At 67.6% G+C, this 14,015-nt stretch carries 15 protein-coding genes; 4 read left to right on the top strand and 11 right to left on the bottom strand.

What is annotated here, in order from left to right; translation table 11 throughout:
* Positions 1-15: 15 nt before the first annotated feature.
* The 9 genes from bamA to FZN60_RS16055 all read right to left on the bottom strand — a co-directional run bounded on the left by bamA (position 16) and on the right by FZN60_RS16055 (position 9,823).
* On the bottom strand, positions 16-2,508 hold the full coding sequence (gene bamA / locus FZN60_RS16095) for an outer membrane protein assembly factor BamA (RefSeq protein WP_158874522.1): 2,493 nt from the start codon (positions 2,506-2,508) through the stop codon (positions 16-18).
* 206 nt (positions 2,509-2,714) lie between these two features.
* The gene (gene rseP, locus FZN60_RS16090; RefSeq protein ID WP_158874521.1) at positions 2,715-3,854 is read right to left on the bottom strand and encodes an RIP metalloprotease RseP; all 1,140 of its coding nucleotides are present in this window, start codon (positions 3,852-3,854) and stop codon (positions 2,715-2,717) included.
* Between the two features lie 51 nt (positions 3,855-3,905).
* Positions 3,906-4,757 carry a phosphatidate cytidylyltransferase gene (locus tag FZN60_RS16085; RefSeq protein ID WP_158874520.1) on the bottom strand — a complete coding sequence of 284 codons (852 nt, stop codon included), beginning with the start codon at positions 4,755-4,757 and terminating at the stop codon, positions 3,906-3,908.
* Between the two features lie 9 nt (positions 4,758-4,766).
* Positions 4,767-5,483 carry an isoprenyl transferase gene (locus FZN60_RS16080; protein WP_158874519.1) on the bottom strand — a complete coding sequence of 239 codons (717 nt, stop codon included), beginning with the start codon at positions 5,481-5,483 and terminating at the stop codon, positions 4,767-4,769.
* Positions 5,484-5,531: 48 nt separating this feature from the next.
* Positions 5,532-6,089, bottom strand: a complete 558-nt coding sequence (gene frr, locus FZN60_RS16075) for a ribosome recycling factor (protein WP_158874518.1) — start codon at positions 6,087-6,089, stop codon at positions 5,532-5,534.
* A 32-nt stretch (positions 6,090-6,121) separates the two neighbouring features.
* The gene (pyrH, locus tag FZN60_RS16070) at positions 6,122-6,829 is read right to left on the bottom strand and encodes a UMP kinase (RefSeq protein ID WP_158874517.1); all 708 of its coding nucleotides are present in this window, start codon (positions 6,827-6,829) and stop codon (positions 6,122-6,124) included.
* A gap of 102 nt (positions 6,830-6,931) precedes the next feature.
* Positions 6,932-7,858: a translation elongation factor Ts gene (gene tsf / locus FZN60_RS16065; RefSeq protein WP_158874516.1), complete on the bottom strand. Its 927-nt coding sequence runs from the start codon at positions 7,856-7,858 to the stop codon at positions 6,932-6,934.
* 145 nt (positions 7,859-8,003) lie between these two features.
* Positions 8,004-8,804: a 30S ribosomal protein S2 gene (gene rpsB, locus FZN60_RS16060; protein ID WP_158874515.1), complete on the bottom strand. Its 801-nt coding sequence runs from the start codon at positions 8,802-8,804 to the stop codon at positions 8,004-8,006.
* Positions 8,805-9,013: 209 nt separating this feature from the next.
* Positions 9,014-9,823, bottom strand: a complete 810-nt coding sequence (locus FZN60_RS16055; protein ID WP_158874514.1) for an EipB family protein — start codon at positions 9,821-9,823, stop codon at positions 9,014-9,016.
* A 93-nt stretch (positions 9,824-9,916) separates the two neighbouring features.
* Between FZN60_RS16055 and FZN60_RS16050 the strand changes: the two genes are divergently transcribed.
* From FZN60_RS16050 to FZN60_RS16035, 4 genes are read left to right on the top strand one after another with little or no spacing between them, the layout of a single operon-like run.
* Entirely contained in the window at positions 9,917-10,384 is a 468-nt protein-coding gene (locus FZN60_RS16050; RefSeq protein WP_158874513.1) for a RidA family protein, read from the top strand.
* A 3-nt stretch (positions 10,385-10,387) separates the two neighbouring features.
* Positions 10,388-11,107 (top strand): glycerophosphodiester phosphodiesterase family protein, encoded by a 720-nt coding sequence (locus FZN60_RS16045; RefSeq protein ID WP_158874512.1) that lies wholly within the window; start codon positions 10,388-10,390, stop codon positions 11,105-11,107.
* Positions 11,108-11,156: 49 nt separating this feature from the next.
* Positions 11,157-12,410, top strand: coding sequence for a GNAT family N-acetyltransferase (locus tag FZN60_RS16040; RefSeq protein WP_158874511.1), 1,254 nt, complete (start codon positions 11,157-11,159; stop codon positions 12,408-12,410).
* 33 nt (positions 12,411-12,443) lie between these two features.
* Positions 12,444-12,869 carry an HIT family protein gene (locus tag FZN60_RS16035; protein WP_158874510.1) on the top strand — a complete coding sequence of 142 codons (426 nt, stop codon included), beginning with the start codon at positions 12,444-12,446 and terminating at the stop codon, positions 12,867-12,869.
* 13 nt (positions 12,870-12,882) lie between these two features.
* Here FZN60_RS16035 and FZN60_RS16030 read toward each other — a convergent pair whose 3' ends face one another.
* Positions 12,883-13,260, bottom strand: a complete 378-nt coding sequence (locus FZN60_RS16030; protein WP_158874509.1) for an AzlD domain-containing protein — start codon at positions 13,258-13,260, stop codon at positions 12,883-12,885.
* Complete coding sequence (locus FZN60_RS16025; RefSeq protein ID WP_158874508.1) at positions 13,257-14,012, bottom strand: AzlC family ABC transporter permease; 756 nt, start codon at positions 14,010-14,012, stop codon at positions 13,257-13,259. Before FZN60_RS16025 ends, FZN60_RS16030 begins: the two co-directional genes overlap by 4 nt.
* Positions 14,013-14,015: the final 3 nt, after the last annotated feature.

The raw sequence follows: 14,015 nt of genomic DNA, 5'->3' as shown, positions 1-14,015 counted from the left end.
TGACGCCGCGACGCCTCAGAAGCGGCTGGAGAAGCCGAAGGAGAACTCCTGGGTCTCGTCGAAGTCTTCCTTCTGGAGCGGCTGGGCGTAGTTGACGCGCAGCGGCCCGAACGGAGAAGCCCAGATGAGGCCGACGCCGGCCGAGGAGCGCAGGGAGAAGTCGGTGCCTTCGACGCCCGACTCGTTCTCGAAGCTCGAGCCCCAGAGCGAGCCGGCATCGGCGAAGACCGCGCCGCGGAAGCCCAGGTCGCGCGAGATGAGCGGCAGCGGGAACGTCGCTTCAGCGCTGGCGCTGACGTAGTTCTCGCCGCCGATCGAAACGCCGTTCTGGCGCGGGCCGATACCCTTGTATTCGAAGCCGCGGACGATGTCCTGGCCCTTGAAGAAGTTGTCGAAGACGCGCAGCCCGTCGCCGCCGAGCTCGGACACGTTGCCGGCGCCGGCCGACAGCTGACCGATCACGTCGTATTCCTCGTTGAGGAGGTTGAAGTAGGAGCCCTTGGCCGTGCTCTTCACATAGTTGGCGTCGCCGCCCAGACCCGCGAATTCCTGGCCGGCCTGGATCAGGAAGCCCTCGCGCGGGTCCTGCGCGCTGTCGAGCGTGTTGTAGGTCAGGCCGTAGGAAACCGACGATGTGATGTAGGGGCTGTCGCAGATCGCCTCGTTGATGATCGGCGAGTCGGTGTATTGCGGCGCGCCCTCGTAGCCCGCATCGGCGAGACCAAAGGGGTTCGGATCGTTACAGGTGGCGATGATGCGGCGGGCATTGTCCTCGTCCGAGCTGACGGCGATCGGGCGGCCGCCCGCGTCGAGGATGAGGTTGCCGTCGCCGTCCGCGCGGTAGTAGCCGTCGTTGACGCGCCGGCCGCCGTCGTCGTCGCCGAACTTCTCCTGCTTCAGATTGTAGGCGATCTGAGCCGAGAGATCGTTGGTGATCGGCGCGGACAGGCGGATGTCGCCGCCCGTGCGCTCGGTGTCGTAGGCACCGGACGTGCTCTCGGTGCGATAGATATCGAAGCCGACCGCCAGACGCCGGCCGAGGAAGTACGGCTCGGTGAAGGACAGGTTGTAGTTGCGCGACTCGCTGCCGAAGCCGGCAGAGACCTTCACGAACTGGCCGCGGCCGAGGAAGTTGCGCTCGGTGACGCCGACTTCGGCCACCGGGCCTTCATTGTCGCCGCCGGTGGTGTAGCCGCCGCCGAGCGAGAGCTCGCCCGTCGCCTTCTCGGCGACCTCGACGACCACCACGACGCGGTCGGGCTGCGAGCCCGGCGCCGTCGCGACCTCGACCTTCTCGAAGAAGCCGAGAGCCTCGAGCCGCTGCTTGGCGCGCTGCACCAGGACCTGGTTGAAGGCGTCGCCTTCGGAGACGTCGAACTCGCGGCGGATGACGTAGTCGCGGGTCTTCGTGTTGCCGCGGACCTCGATGCGCTCGATGTAGGCGCGCGGGCCCTGGTCGATGACGTAGTCGATGCCGATCGTGCGATTGGTGAAGTCGCGGTCGCCGCGGGGCGTCACCTGCGCGAAGGCGTAGCCGGAGCCGGCGACCGCGTTGGTCAGGTTGACCAGCGTGTTCTCGACCTTCTCGGCGCTGTAGGTTTCGCCCGGAGCGGTCTCCAGCTGGCTCTGCAGCGCCGCCGTGTCGACGCCGGCCACCGAGGAGTCGATGGACACGTTGCCGAAGGTGTAGCGCTCGCCTTCGTCGACCGTGACGGTGATGAAGTACTTGTTCTGCGCCTCGTCGAGCTCGGCCACCGAGGACACGACGCGGAAGTCGGCATAGCCGCGATTGTAGTAGAAGCGCCGCAGCGTCTCCTCGTCAGCGCGCAGGCGGTCCTGATCATAGACGTCGTTGCGCTGCAGGAAGGAGAGGAGGCCCGACTCGCGCAGCGAGATGACCTGCTTCAGGCGGGCGTCGCTGAAGGCATTGTTGCCGACGAAGCTGATCGATTGGATCTGGGTGCGATCGCCTTCCTGGATGTCGAACACGACGTTGACGCGGTTCCCCTCGACGGGGATCGTGCGAACGCTGATGCCCGCGTCGGCGCGCCCGATCCGGGTATAGGCCTCGCGGATCGAGGCGACGTCGGCCTGCGCCGTCTGGGCGGAGTAGGCGCCGCGCGGCTGGGTCTGGACGACGGATGCGAGCTGCGGATCCTTCAGGCGCGAATTGCCCTGGAAGAGGACCTGGTTGACGATCTGATTCTCATCGACGTTGACGACGAGCGTTCCACCGGACTGGCTGATGCGGACGTCGGAGAAGAGCCCCGTCGAGAAGAGGCGACGGACCGCCTCGTCGATCTCCGACTCGCCGACGTTCTGGCCGGGGCGGATCTGAATGAAGGACCGGACGGTTTCGGCGTCGACGCGCTGGTTGCCCCGCACCTCGACCCTGTTGACCACCGCAGCCGCCGCGCTCGTCACCAGGGCGAGCGGCAGGCTCGCCATGATCGTCGAGGACAATGCGAGCGCCGAGGCGGCTTTGAAAAGCTTTGAACCAGGCTTCATCGGCCCCATCACCCTAAATTTCCAAGACGTCGCGCAAGCTTGAGCACAGCCTCGCCCCCGTCTGCGTTTTACCGGCTTACGAGGACGGTTCAAGCAAACTGGACCGAAGTCCTTGAGGATTCGACAAACCGTTGCAGCCGCGTCACGTCACGCGAACGGCATGGTAAACGAACGGTCAACGTCGTCCCCCTTCCCGGCGGATGCCTTCAGGCACGCCCCAGCGTGTCGTTCCAGAAGGCGAAGAGCATCAGCGCCATGACAAGAACGAAGCCGATGCGGAAGGCGATCTCCTGCACCCGCTCGCTCAGCGGCCGTCCCCTGACCGCCTCGTATGCGTAGAAGAGAAGATGCCCGCCGTCCAGCATGGGGATCGGCAGAAGGTTGAGGATACCGATCGAAATCGACAGGACGGCCGCCATGTTGAGGAGCGCCGCGAAGCCGAGCGTCGACACCTGGCCCGACATCTCGGCGATGCGGATCGGCCCGCCGATCTGGCTGACGTCCTGCTTGCCCTGCACCAGTTCGCGCATGAAGGCGAAGGTGCGCTCGGTGATGAACCAGGTCTGAGACAGACCGAACTGCACCGATTCGAGCGCCGACAGCTCCTCCACGCGGAAGGCCGAGGACTGGTCGTTGGCGACCAGGCCGATCACGGGCTGGGTGAAGGTGTTGCCGAAGGGATCGGTCTGGGTCTCGGTACGCGGCGTGACGGTCAGCTGCAGATCCCGCCCGTCGCGGTTCACCACCATCGCGATCGGCGAGTCGGGGCGCGACGAGACGTAGCGCTGGAGATCGCTGAAATAGGTCAGCGGCTCGCCGTCGGCCGAAACGACGCGGTCGCCCGGCTGGAAGCCCGCCGCCGCAGCCGGCGAGCCGGCGCGAACCTCGGCCACGACGGGATCGCCCACGACGCGCCCTTCGAAGAAGCCGACGCCGGTGAAGATCGCGATGGTCAGGAGGAAGTTGGCGATCGGGCCCGCGGCGACCGTCGCGGCCCGGCGCCCGACGCTCTTGGCCGGAAAGGCTTCCGAGCGCTCCTGCGCCGTCATCCGATCGACCGCCGCCCGGTCGGGAACGCTCGCCGCGTTCTCGTCGCCGAGGAAGCGGACGTAGCCGCCCAGCGGAATGGCGCAGAGCTTCCAGCGCGTGCCGCGCCGATCGTTGAAGCCGACGATCTCCGGGCCGAAGCCGATCGAAAAGGCGAGAACGCGAATGCCACACCAGCGGCCGACCAGGAAGTGCCCGAGCTCGTGGAAGAACACGATCACGGTCAGGACGAACAGGAACGGCACGATCCAGACGAGAACGCCGCTCCACAGCGAGGCGAAGCCCGCACCGAAATCCATCTGATGTCGCTCCTTGTCGCCGGGACGGCGACCGCGCCGCCCGCCCCGTCCTTATAGCTGAAATATGGCGCGGGCCGGATGCGCGAACCCGTGCATCAGGGTGCCGACCGCCCAAGCCGCGGCGATCGCGACGAGGAGCGCGTCGACGCGGTCCATCAGGCCGCCGTGCCCCGGAATGATCCGGCCCGAGTCCTTCACGCCGAAGCGCCGCTTGACCCAGGACTCGAACAGATCGCCGGCCTGCCCGATCAACGAAAGGACGGCGGCGAGCACGACCACGAAGACCGACACGAAACCGGTGACCCACCAGAAAAAAGCAACGCCGAACACGACCCCCGCGACGAGGCCGCCGACTGCTCCCGAGATCGTCTTCTTCGGCGAGACCGCCGGCAGGAGCTTGGGTCCGCCGAAGGTGCGGCCTGCGAAATAGGCGAAGATATCGGTCGGCCAGACGATGCAGATCACGAAGCCGAGCGCCGCGAGACCCTCGATCTCGTCACCGCGCAGCATGCCGGGCGCGAGGCCGGCGAGGGCCGCGTAGACGAGGCCGCCGAGCACCCAGTCGGCCTTGCGCTCGCGCCGGTCGACGAAGGCGATGAAGAGGCTGCCGAGCGCGACCACCGCCACGGCCAGCGTGTTGAAGCCGAAGAAGAAGAGGAGCAGCGACAGAAGCAGCGTTCGGCGGGCGAACGTGAAGATCGGCCCCGCCCGCTTGGCCCGCGTCATGCGCGACCATTCGTCGAACACGATCACCGCGGCGGCGCAGCAAAGGACGCGGAACGGCCATCCGCCGATGATCAGCAGCGCCAGGACGATGAGGCCGAGCACGACGGCCGAGATCAGGCGAGACTTGAGATCCGCCCAGGTGGGCGCTTCGATGATACGACGGAGGCTGAGACCCATCGGCCGGGACTATATCGCGATGTCGCAGGAGATCCCGCCGTAGCGTCGATCGCGACTCGCATACTGCGCCAGCGCCTCCTCGAAGGCGCGCCGATCGAAATCGGGCCAGAGGCAGGGCAGGAAGACGAATTCCGAATATGCGGCCTGCCACAGCAGGAAATTGGACAGGCGCAGCTCGCCGCTTGTGCGGATGATGAGATCGGGATCCGGAATGCCGGCCGTATCGAGATGCTGGTCGAGGCACTCGGCGGTCAGCTTGTCGGCGGGTATCTCGCCCGCCGCGAACTTCTCCGCGATGCGGCGCATGGCGCGGGCGACCTCGTCGCGGGCGCCGTAGTTGAAGGCGATGACGAGCGTCTGCCGATCGTTGTTCCGGGTGAGGTTTTCGGCCTCCTCCAGAAGACCGAGGATGTCGGCCGACAGGTTGTCGCGCGCGCCGATCACCCGGACCTTGACGCCCTCCTTGTGGAGGTCGGCGAGGTCGCGGCGGATGAAGTGCTTGAGGAGGCCGAGAAGCTCGTCGACCTCCTCCCTCGGCCGGCGCCAGTTCTCGGAAGAGAAGGCGAAGAGGGTCAGGACCTCGATGCCCATCTCACCCGCCGCGCGAACGGCGCTACGCACCGCTTCCACGCCGCGGCGATGTCCCATGGATCGCGGGAGGCCGCGGGACTTCGCCCAGCGTCCGTTTCCGTCCATGATGATGGCGACGTGTCGAGGATGCCGCACCGAAAACCGTCCTTGCCAATCGATGAAAACGACGCGCGAACCGCGCGCTCAGACCTGCATGATCTCGCCTTCCTTCGCGGAAAGCAGCTTGTCGATCTCGGCGATGGTGTCGTCGGTCATCTTCTGGACCTTGTCGGACATCTGCCGGCTCTCATCCTGCCCGATATCGCCGTCCTTCTCCATCTTTTTGAGGCTGTCCATGCCGTCGCGGCGGACGTGACGGGCGGCAACGCGGGCGCTCTCGCCATATTGATGGGCGACCTTGACCAATTCCTTGCGGCGCTGCTCGTTCAGCTCCGGAAGCGGGATGCGCAGCGTTTGTCCGTCGGTGATCGGGTTGAGGCCGAGGCTGCTCTCGCGGATCGCCCGCTCGACCTTACCCACCATCTGCTTGTCCCAGACCGTAACCGCCACCATGCGCGCTTCGGGCACGGTGATGTTGGCGACCTGATTGAGCGGCATCGAGGAGCCGTAGGCGTCGACCATGATCGGATCGAGGAGATTCGGTGAGGCGCGGCCGGTGCGAAGGCCGGCGAGATCGCTCTTGAAGCTGTTGATCGCGCCGTCCATGCGGCGCTGCAGTTCCTTGATGTCGAGGCTGGCCATGGCCCTCTCCTTCGATGACGCGTTCGTCTGGTTCAGTCGGATACGATCGTGGCGCGGCCGCGCCCGTCGAGGATGCGTTCCAGCTCGCCCGGCTGGTGGATCGAGAACACCACGACGGGAATCCTGTTCTCCCGCGCCAGCGCGACGGCGGCGATGTCCATCACGGCGAGGCGCTTATCGAGCACCTCGGAATGGGTCAGGCGGTCGTAGCGCGTCGCGGTCGGGTCGAGCTTGGGGTCGGCCGAATAGATGCCGTCCACCTGCGTGCCCTTGAACAGGGCTTCGGCGCCCATCTCCGCAGCGCGCAACGCTCCGGCCGAATCGGTCGTGAAGAACGGGTTGCCGGTGCCGCCTGCGAAAATGACGACGCGGCCCGCATCGGCGTGCGCGCGGGCGGCACGCTGGGAAAAGCTCTCGCAAAGCTCCGGCATGGCGATGGCCGACAGGACGACGGCCTCGACCCCGAGCTTGACGAGCGAGGTGCGCAAGGCGAGCGCGTTGATCACCGTGCCCAGCATACCCATGTGGTCGCCGGTCACGCGGTCGCCGCCGCGCGAGGCCACGGCGACGCCGCGGAAGATGTTGCCGCCGCCGATGACGATGGAGATCTCGACGCCCTTCGCGTGGACGGCGGCGATGTCGGCCGCGATGCGGTCGACGACGGCGACGTCGATGCCGAAGCCCTGGCTGCCCATGAGAGCCTCGCCGGACGCCTTCAGAAGTATCCGCTTGAAGGTCATGCCGTATATCCTCTCCGCCGCGTTGCCGCCGTGCCGGATACAGGAAGGGCGTCCGCTTGTGAAGCGGACGCCCTTCGGGTCTGCGCCGATTGAAAGACCGGCTTACTTCTTGCCGGCCGCGGCAGCGACTTCGGCGGCGAAGTCGCTCGCTTCGCGCTCGATGCCCTCGCCCAGCGCCAGGCGCGAGAAGGCGACGATCTTGGCCGGAGCGCCGAAGTCCTTCTCGGCGTCCTTGAGCGCCTTCTCGACCGTCAGGTCCGGGTTGATGACGAAGTTCTGCTTCAGGAGGACGACCTCCTCGTAGAACTTGCGCAGACGACCCTCGACCATCTTCTCGATAATGTTCTCGGGCTTGCCGGACTGGCGCGCCTGGTCGGAGAAGATCGCCTTCTCGCGCTCGACGACGGCCGGATCGATCTCGCTCTCGGACAGCGAGAGCGGGTTCGTGGCGGCGACGTGCATGGCGACCTGGCGGCCGAAGGCCGTCAGGGCGGCCTTGTCGCCGGTCGACTCGATGGCGACGAGAACGCCGAGCTTGCCGAGGCCGTCGGCGGCCTGGTTGTGGACGTAGGTCGCGACGACACCCTCGCCGACCTCGAGCTGGGCCGAGCGGCGAAGCTGCAGGTTCTCGCCGATGGTGGCGACGGCGTCCTTGATCGTGTCGACGACCGACTTGCCGCTGGTCGGATGGCTCGCGGCCGAAACGGCGTCGATCGTGCCGTCGGTGGTCAGCGCGACCTGGGCGACCTCGCGCACGAGCGCCTGGAAGGCCTCGTTGCGGGCGACGAAGTCGGTCTCGGAGTTGATTTCGACGGCGACGGCCTTATTGCCGGACGAAGCGACGCCGATGAGGCCCTCCGCCGCGGTGCGGCCCGACTTCTTGTCGGCCTTGGCGATGCCCTTCTTGCGGAGCCAGTCGATCGCCGCCTCCATGTCGCCGTTGGTCTCGGCGAGAGCGGCCTTGCAGTCCATCATGCCTGCGCCGGTCTTCTCGCGCAGCTCCTTCACCATCGCGGCGGAAATGCTCATGGTTCCCTCTTCAGAAACGATTGGGCGCACCGGCTCTGTCGAGAACTGGTGCGCCGGAAGGATGACGCCCGGATGACGGGAGTCTCAGTCGGGATGAAGGCCCGCCCGATCCGGGCGGACCTTCGATGGATCGCTGCCTCGCGGCTCAGGCCGCGGCGGTCTGCTGGTCGTCGGCGACGGCCGGAGCTTCCTCGGCGGACAGCTCGGTCTCGATCGGAGCCTCTTCCATCGCGCCGATGTCCATGCCCATCGCGCCCTGCTGGCGCGCGATGCCGTCGACGGCGGCGCGGGCGATCAGGTCGCAGTAGAGCGTGATGGCGCGGGCGGCGTCGTCGTTGCCCGGGATCGGGAAGTCGATCGGCGTCGGATCGCAGTTCGAATCGACCACGGCGACGACCGGGATGTGGAGGCGCTTGGCTTCCTCGATCGCGATCGACTCCTTGTTGGTGTCGATGATGAAGATCATGTCCGGCACGCCGCCCATGTCCTTGATGCCGCCGAGCGCGCGGTCGAGCTTGTCGCGCTCGCGCTGGAGGGTCAGGCGCTCCTTCTTGGAGTAGCCCTGAGCCTCGCCGGTGAGCATCTCGTCGAGCTTGCGCAGGCGCTGGATCGAGTTCGAGATGGTCTTCCAGTTCGTCAGCATGCCGCCGAGCCAGCGGGCGTTGACGTAGTACTGGGCCGAGCGGTTCGCCGCGTCGGCGACGATCTCGGACGCCTGGCGCTTGGTGCCGACGAAGAGCACGCGGCCGCCCTTGGCGACGGTGTCGGACACCGCCTGCAGCGCGCGGTGCAGCATCGGCACCGTCTGGGCGAGATCGAGGATGTGGATGTTGTTGCGCGCGCCGAAGATGTACGGCGCCATCTTCGGGTTCCAGCGATGGGTCTGGTGGCCGAAGTGGACGCCGGCCTCGAGGAGCTGGCGCATCGAATAGTCTGGCAGAGCCATGAACTGGTCCTTTACCGGTTGAGCCTCCACGGAACGAAGCGAATCCCCATGATTCGCCACCGGTGGGACGTCGTCCGGATCTTCAGGACCCGAGCCTACGCACCCGACTTCCGTGTGTGGAATGGTCGCGCCTTACACCAGATCATCCGATCCGGCAAGGCGACGACGTGCTTCATATGGGAAGCCGGAGACGGCATTCCCAGACCCGCTCACGGGCAGGCGGGCGCGTCGAGATAGTCCAGGGAGGCGATGCCGCCCTCGAAGCTATAGCCCTCGAACTTCATGACGAGGTCGTCCGAAACGCCGTTCTCGAACAGCGTGAAAGCCGTCTCGAAGATCGGCATGCCGTCCTCGTTGCTGTCCTTGTTGTAGAAGGACTCGATGACGCGCCAGGCCCGCATGTCCTTCAGCGCAGCACCCTTGTCGGGTCTCACGTCCTTGCTCTGTCCGCTCGACGGCTTCGCGACCGGCGTGATGATCGCCGTGCTCGTCAGGAGCTTCTCCGCCTCGTCGTCGCCGTCGAAGAGCGGTGTTTCCACCACGCTGCGGCCGGCGAGCGCCGCCGCCACGAGATTCTCGGTGTGCTGCATCGGGAAGATCGAGGCCGGCAGCTCGATGCGCCGGCTGGCGGGCGCCTCCATGGTGACCACCGTCGCGCCGTTCTCGTTCACCGCGCTGCCGCGGATCTCCGACTGCTCGTTACCGTCGAGAAGAGTCCTCGTCTCGAACGTGAACCGGCGCCCGTCGGTGGCCTCGGTCGAGTTGGTGCGCTGATCGGTGACCGTGATCTCGCTCGCCTGGACGAAGCGCGCGACGAAGCGATATTCGAGACTGTAGCTCTCGCAGCTCGGACGGGCGAGCTCGATCGCGATGCGCCCTTCTCCGCCTTCGACCTCTTCGGACTGACCGGTGAGCTTCAGGTCGTAGGAGGCGCGGTGCGGCTGCAGCTCGACGGCGCCGGCCGGTACGGTAAGCCACAGCGCGGCCAAGGCCGCGATGGACAGAGGTTTGCCGGTCATGACACAAGGCCCTTCGAGACGGCGGCGCTTCGGCGCCGCCTCCAACGGTAGAGCATCGCCCCTGCCGCGGCAAACAAGGGAAGGACGGACCCCATGAGCCAGACGATCGCCGAACGCCTCGACGCTGCCGGAGTCACCCTGCCGGACGCGGCAGCGCCGGTCGCCAACTACGTGGCCTACGTTCTTTACGGCTCGCTCCTCCAGACCTCCGGCCAGTTGCCGCTGGACGGCGGCAAGGTGGCCGTGACGGGCAAGCTCGGCGGCGCGGTCTCCGTCGAGGAGGGCCAGAAGGCGGCGCGCTTCTGCGCGATCAACATCCTGGCCCAGGCGAAAGCAGCCCTCGGGGGCGATCTCGGCCGCATCAAGCGCCTGCTGAAGCTCACCATCTTCGTGTCCAGCGCGCCGGGCTTCACCGAGCAGCACAAGGTCGCCAATGGCGCGTCCGACTTCCTCGTCGAGATCCTGGGCGATGCCGGCCGTCATGCCCGCTCGGCCGTCGGCTCGCCTTCGCTGCCGCTCGACGCGGCGGTGGAGATCGAGGCGCTCTTCGAGGTCGCCTGAGCCATGGCCGACCTGTCCTGGCTGACGGCACGGCCGATCGCCCATCGCGGCCTGCACGACGGCAATCGCGCGGTCTACGAGAACTCGCTCGCCGCCGCCCTGCTGGCGATCGACGAGGGATTCGCCATCGAGTGCGACGTCCAGCTGTCGGCCGACGGCACGCCGCACATCTTCCACGACGACACGCTCGACCGGCTGACCAGCGCTACGGGCCGCATCCGAGCCCAGGACGACGCCGCCATCGCGGCGCTCCGGCTCGGCGAAACGGCGGAGGGCATCCCGACCGTCGCCGCCTTCCTCGATGCGGTGGCGGGCCGCGTCCCGATCCTCATGGAGCTGAAGGGCGAGAGCGCCGAAGCCGACGGACACTACGTTCCGGCCATCAAGGATCTCGTCGACGCCTATGACGGCCCCCTCGCCCTCATGTCCTTCGACGCCTGGCTCGTCGAAGGCGTGATCGCCGCGGGCGTCGAGCGCCCGGTGGGATTGACGGCGGAGGGTACGTCGGCGGCCGAGCTCGAGCGCCATCGCGCCCTCTACGACAAGGGCTGCACCTTCACCTCCTATTCGGTCCACCACCTGCCCAACGCGTTCACGAGCCACGTGCGCGAAGGGCTGGGCGCGCCCGTGCTGACCTGGACGGTGCGCACGCTCGAGGAGCGCGACTGGAGCCGCCTTCACGCCGACCAGATGACCTTCGAGGGCTTTCGGCCGCAGGCGTGACAGCCTTCGCGCGCTTGCGGAATCCGCGCGGACCCATAAGTCTGTCGGCATGACGGATCGGCGCCGCAGCGCGAAGAACGACGACACGCAGGCGGTCTCGATCGCCGTTTCCAACAGCCTCTCGGCCATACCGGCCGAGACCTGGAACAGGCTGGCCGCGACCGACGGTATCGTCGGTCCCGACGGCCTGCCGGACAACCCCTTCCTGTCGCACCAGTTCCTGTCGGCGCTGGAAGACAGCGGCTGCGTCGGCGGCCGCTCGGGCTGGCAGCCGCAGCACCTCCTTCTGCAGGACCCGGACGGATCAACCGTCGGCGTCGCGCCCGCCTACGCCAAGAGCCACAGCCAGGGCGAATACGTCTTCGACCATGGCTGGGCCGATGCCTTCGAGCGCGCGGGCGGCGACTACTATCCCAAGCTCCAGCTCTCGGTTCCCTTCACGCCGGCCACCGGCCCGCGCTTTCTCGTCGGGTCCGAGCCGGGCGCGGAGGCACGCCGTGCGACTCTCGCCGCCGGCGTCGAGGCCTATGTGCGCCAGACCGGCATCTCCTCCGCCCACGCCACCTTCCTGGAGGCGGACGATCTCGGGATCGCGGAGGCCTCCGGCTGGCTGCACCGGACCGACCAGCAGTTCCACTTCGTCAACCGCGGCTACGGCAGCTACGACGACTTCCTCGACACCCTCGCTTCCCGCAAGCGCAAGGCGCTGAAGAAGGAGCGGCGCGAGGCGCTGGCGAACGGCATCGCGATCGAGCAGCTCACCGGTTCCGATCTGACGGAAGCCGTCTGGGACGCATTCTATGAATTCTACATGGACACCGGCGGGCGGAAATGGGGGCGCCCCTATCTCAACCGGCGCTTCTTCGGCCTGATCGGCGAGAGGCTCGGCAGCCGCATCCTTCTCGTCATGGCCAAGCGCGAGGGCCGCTACATCGCCGGCGCGCTGAACTTCCTCGGCCGGCGCCGCATCTACGGGCGCAACTGGGGCTGCATCGAGGAGCATCCCTTCCTGCATTTCGAGGTCTGCTACCATCAGGCGATCGACTACGCGATCGCCCACGGGCTGGAGGTGGTCGAGGCCGGCGCGCAGGGGCAGCACAAGCTCGCCCGCGGCTACGAGCCGGTGACGACACATTCCGTCCACTACGTCGCCCATCCCGGCCTGCGCCGCGCCATTGCATCCTATCTCGAATCGGAGCGCGCGGAGGTCGAGCGGATGCAGGACGTTCTCGGCGACCACACGCCCTTCCGCCGCGGCGAGCGCCCCGGCGATGCGGTGGACGCGGAGCGGGAGGACGACTAGTTCTCGCCCAATCAACAGGCGAGGAGATGGGCCATGGCCGCCGAGTACGATCCGACCAACATCTTCGGCAAGATCCTGCGCGGCGAAATCCCGAGCCATAAGCTGTTCGAGAACGACGACGTCCTGGCGATCATGGACGTCATGCCTCAGTCCAAGGGCCATTGCCTCGTCCTCCCCAAGGCACCCTCGCGCAATCTCCTCGACGCGTCCGACGCGGCGCTCGCCAAGCTCCTGCCCGCAGCGGCCCGCCTCGCGCGCGCGGCGAAGGCGGCGTTCGACGCCGACGGCGTGTTCGTGTGCCAGTTCAACGAGGCGCCGGCCGGGCAGACGGTGTTCCACCTCCACGTCCACGTCATCCCCCGCTACGAGGGCGTCGACCTCGTGCGCCACGGAGCCGGCATGGCCGACAACGCGGTGCTGGCGGAGCAGGCGGAAGCGATCCGCGCGCAGCTGAGCTAGCCAGCGACGCGCGTCATCGGGGACCGGCCGCGCCGAGCAGCAGCGCGCCTCCGACCAGCACCACTTCCGCCACCGCGATGCCGGCGAGGATGCGCCGGCCGCCGAAGACGTAGGTGCCGAAGCCGCTCGCGATGGATGCCACGCGGAGCCAGGTCGGCAGCTTCGCGAGCTCGCCCGACGGGTAGAGCACGAGCTGCGCGATCACCGCCGCGACGAGGGCCGTCGCGACGGTGCGGGCCAGCTTCGCCGCCGTCGCGTCGTCGCGGACACCGCCGGCCGAAGCGATGCCCAGGAAGCGCCAGATGTCGGTCGGCAGCCATCCCGCGAGCAGGATGAAGACGAAGGGCCACCAGGGCGCGTCGAGCGAGCGGTAGGTGAGATCGAGGATCACGGCGCCCGTCGCGCCTCCAGCCAGCGGCCGATGACGAAGGCCGGCACGCCCCCGAGGAGCCCCGCGACCACCAGCTCGAACTGGGGCGCGACGGCGTGCGCGAGCGGCAGGGCCAGCATGCCGAAGACGAGCGCCAGCCGCCCCGCCAGGTCACGCGCCGAGCCGTAGAGGCTCGACAGAAAGTAGACGGGCGTCAGGAAGGCGAGCGCGCCGGTGACCAGCGCCGGAAGCTGGCCGATGAGGTTGAAGACGACCGCGATCAGCACCGTGTTGGCGAGCGTCAGCGTCACCGCGAAGCCCGCGAAGAAGGCCGTGCGCATGTCGCGCGGCACGCGGCCGACGCGCTCCATCGCGAACACCCAGGCGGTGATCGCGACGAAGTGCGAGAGAAGATAGAGAGTCAGGCGCCGCGTGCGCGGTCCCTTCAGCTCGGGTGCGAGCGCCACGACCATCGGCGTCAGACGCAGCGAGGACAGCGCGACCGCGAAGGCGGCGGCCGCCAGCGACGTGCCGGCGGTGATCGCGCCGATCAGGATGATCTGAGCCGGCAGCGCCCAGATCATGAGGCTCATGAACGAGGCCTCCAGCCAGCCGAGACCGGCCTCGCGCGCGAGGCCGGCGAAGCCGATCATCGCCGTCGAGAGAATCAGGGCGGGCGTGCTGAGAATGCCCCGCATGCCCTGCAGGACCCAGAAGACGGTCGAACCGTCCTCGTCGTCCCGGTCGTTCGGCCCAGGCGCCGCTGCCGCCATCTG

It is taken from the genome of Antarcticirhabdus aurantiaca, assembly GCF_009765365.1.
GTDB lineage: Bacteria > Pseudomonadota > Alphaproteobacteria > Rhizobiales > Rhizobiaceae > Antarcticirhabdus > Antarcticirhabdus aurantiaca.
Note: the sequence above shows the minus strand (reverse complement) of the source record. Positions and strands in the feature narration are given on the sequence as shown.

Coding starts and splice junctions, on each gene's coding strand:
- FZN60_RS16040 (WP_158874511.1), top strand. CDS start 11,157: ATGACGGATCGGCGCCGCAGCGCGAAGAACGACGACACGCAGGCGGTC.
- FZN60_RS16055 (WP_158874514.1), bottom strand. CDS start 9,823: ATGACCGGCAAACCTCTGTCCATCGCGGCCTTGGCCGCGCTGTGGCTT.
- tsf (WP_158874516.1), bottom strand. CDS start 7,858: ATGAGCATTTCCGCCGCGATGGTGAAGGAGCTGCGCGAGAAGACCGGC.
- bamA (WP_158874522.1), bottom strand. CDS start 2,508: ATGAAGCCTGGTTCAAAGCTTTTCAAAGCCGCCTCGGCGCTCGCATTG.
- FZN60_RS16050 (WP_158874513.1), top strand. CDS start 9,917: ATGAGCCAGACGATCGCCGAACGCCTCGACGCTGCCGGAGTCACCCTG.
- FZN60_RS16085 (WP_158874520.1), bottom strand. CDS start 4,757: ATGGGTCTCAGCCTCCGTCGTATCATCGAAGCGCCCACCTGGGCGGAT.
- pyrH (WP_158874517.1), bottom strand. CDS start 6,829: ATGACCTTCAAGCGGATACTTCTGAAGGCGTCCGGCGAGGCTCTCATG.
- FZN60_RS16045 (WP_158874512.1), top strand. CDS start 10,388: ATGGCCGACCTGTCCTGGCTGACGGCACGGCCGATCGCCCATCGCGGC.
- rpsB (WP_158874515.1), bottom strand. CDS start 8,804: ATGGCTCTGCCAGACTATTCGATGCGCCAGCTCCTCGAGGCCGGCGTC.
- FZN60_RS16035 (WP_158874510.1), top strand. CDS start 12,444: ATGGCCGCCGAGTACGATCCGACCAACATCTTCGGCAAGATCCTGCGC.
- frr (WP_158874518.1), bottom strand. CDS start 6,089: ATGGCCAGCCTCGACATCAAGGAACTGCAGCGCCGCATGGACGGCGCG.
- rseP (WP_158874521.1), bottom strand. CDS start 3,854: ATGGATTTCGGTGCGGGCTTCGCCTCGCTGTGGAGCGGCGTTCTCGTC.
- FZN60_RS16025 (WP_158874508.1), bottom strand. CDS start 14,012: ATGGCGGCAGCGGCGCCTGGGCCGAACGACCGGGACGACGAGGACGGT.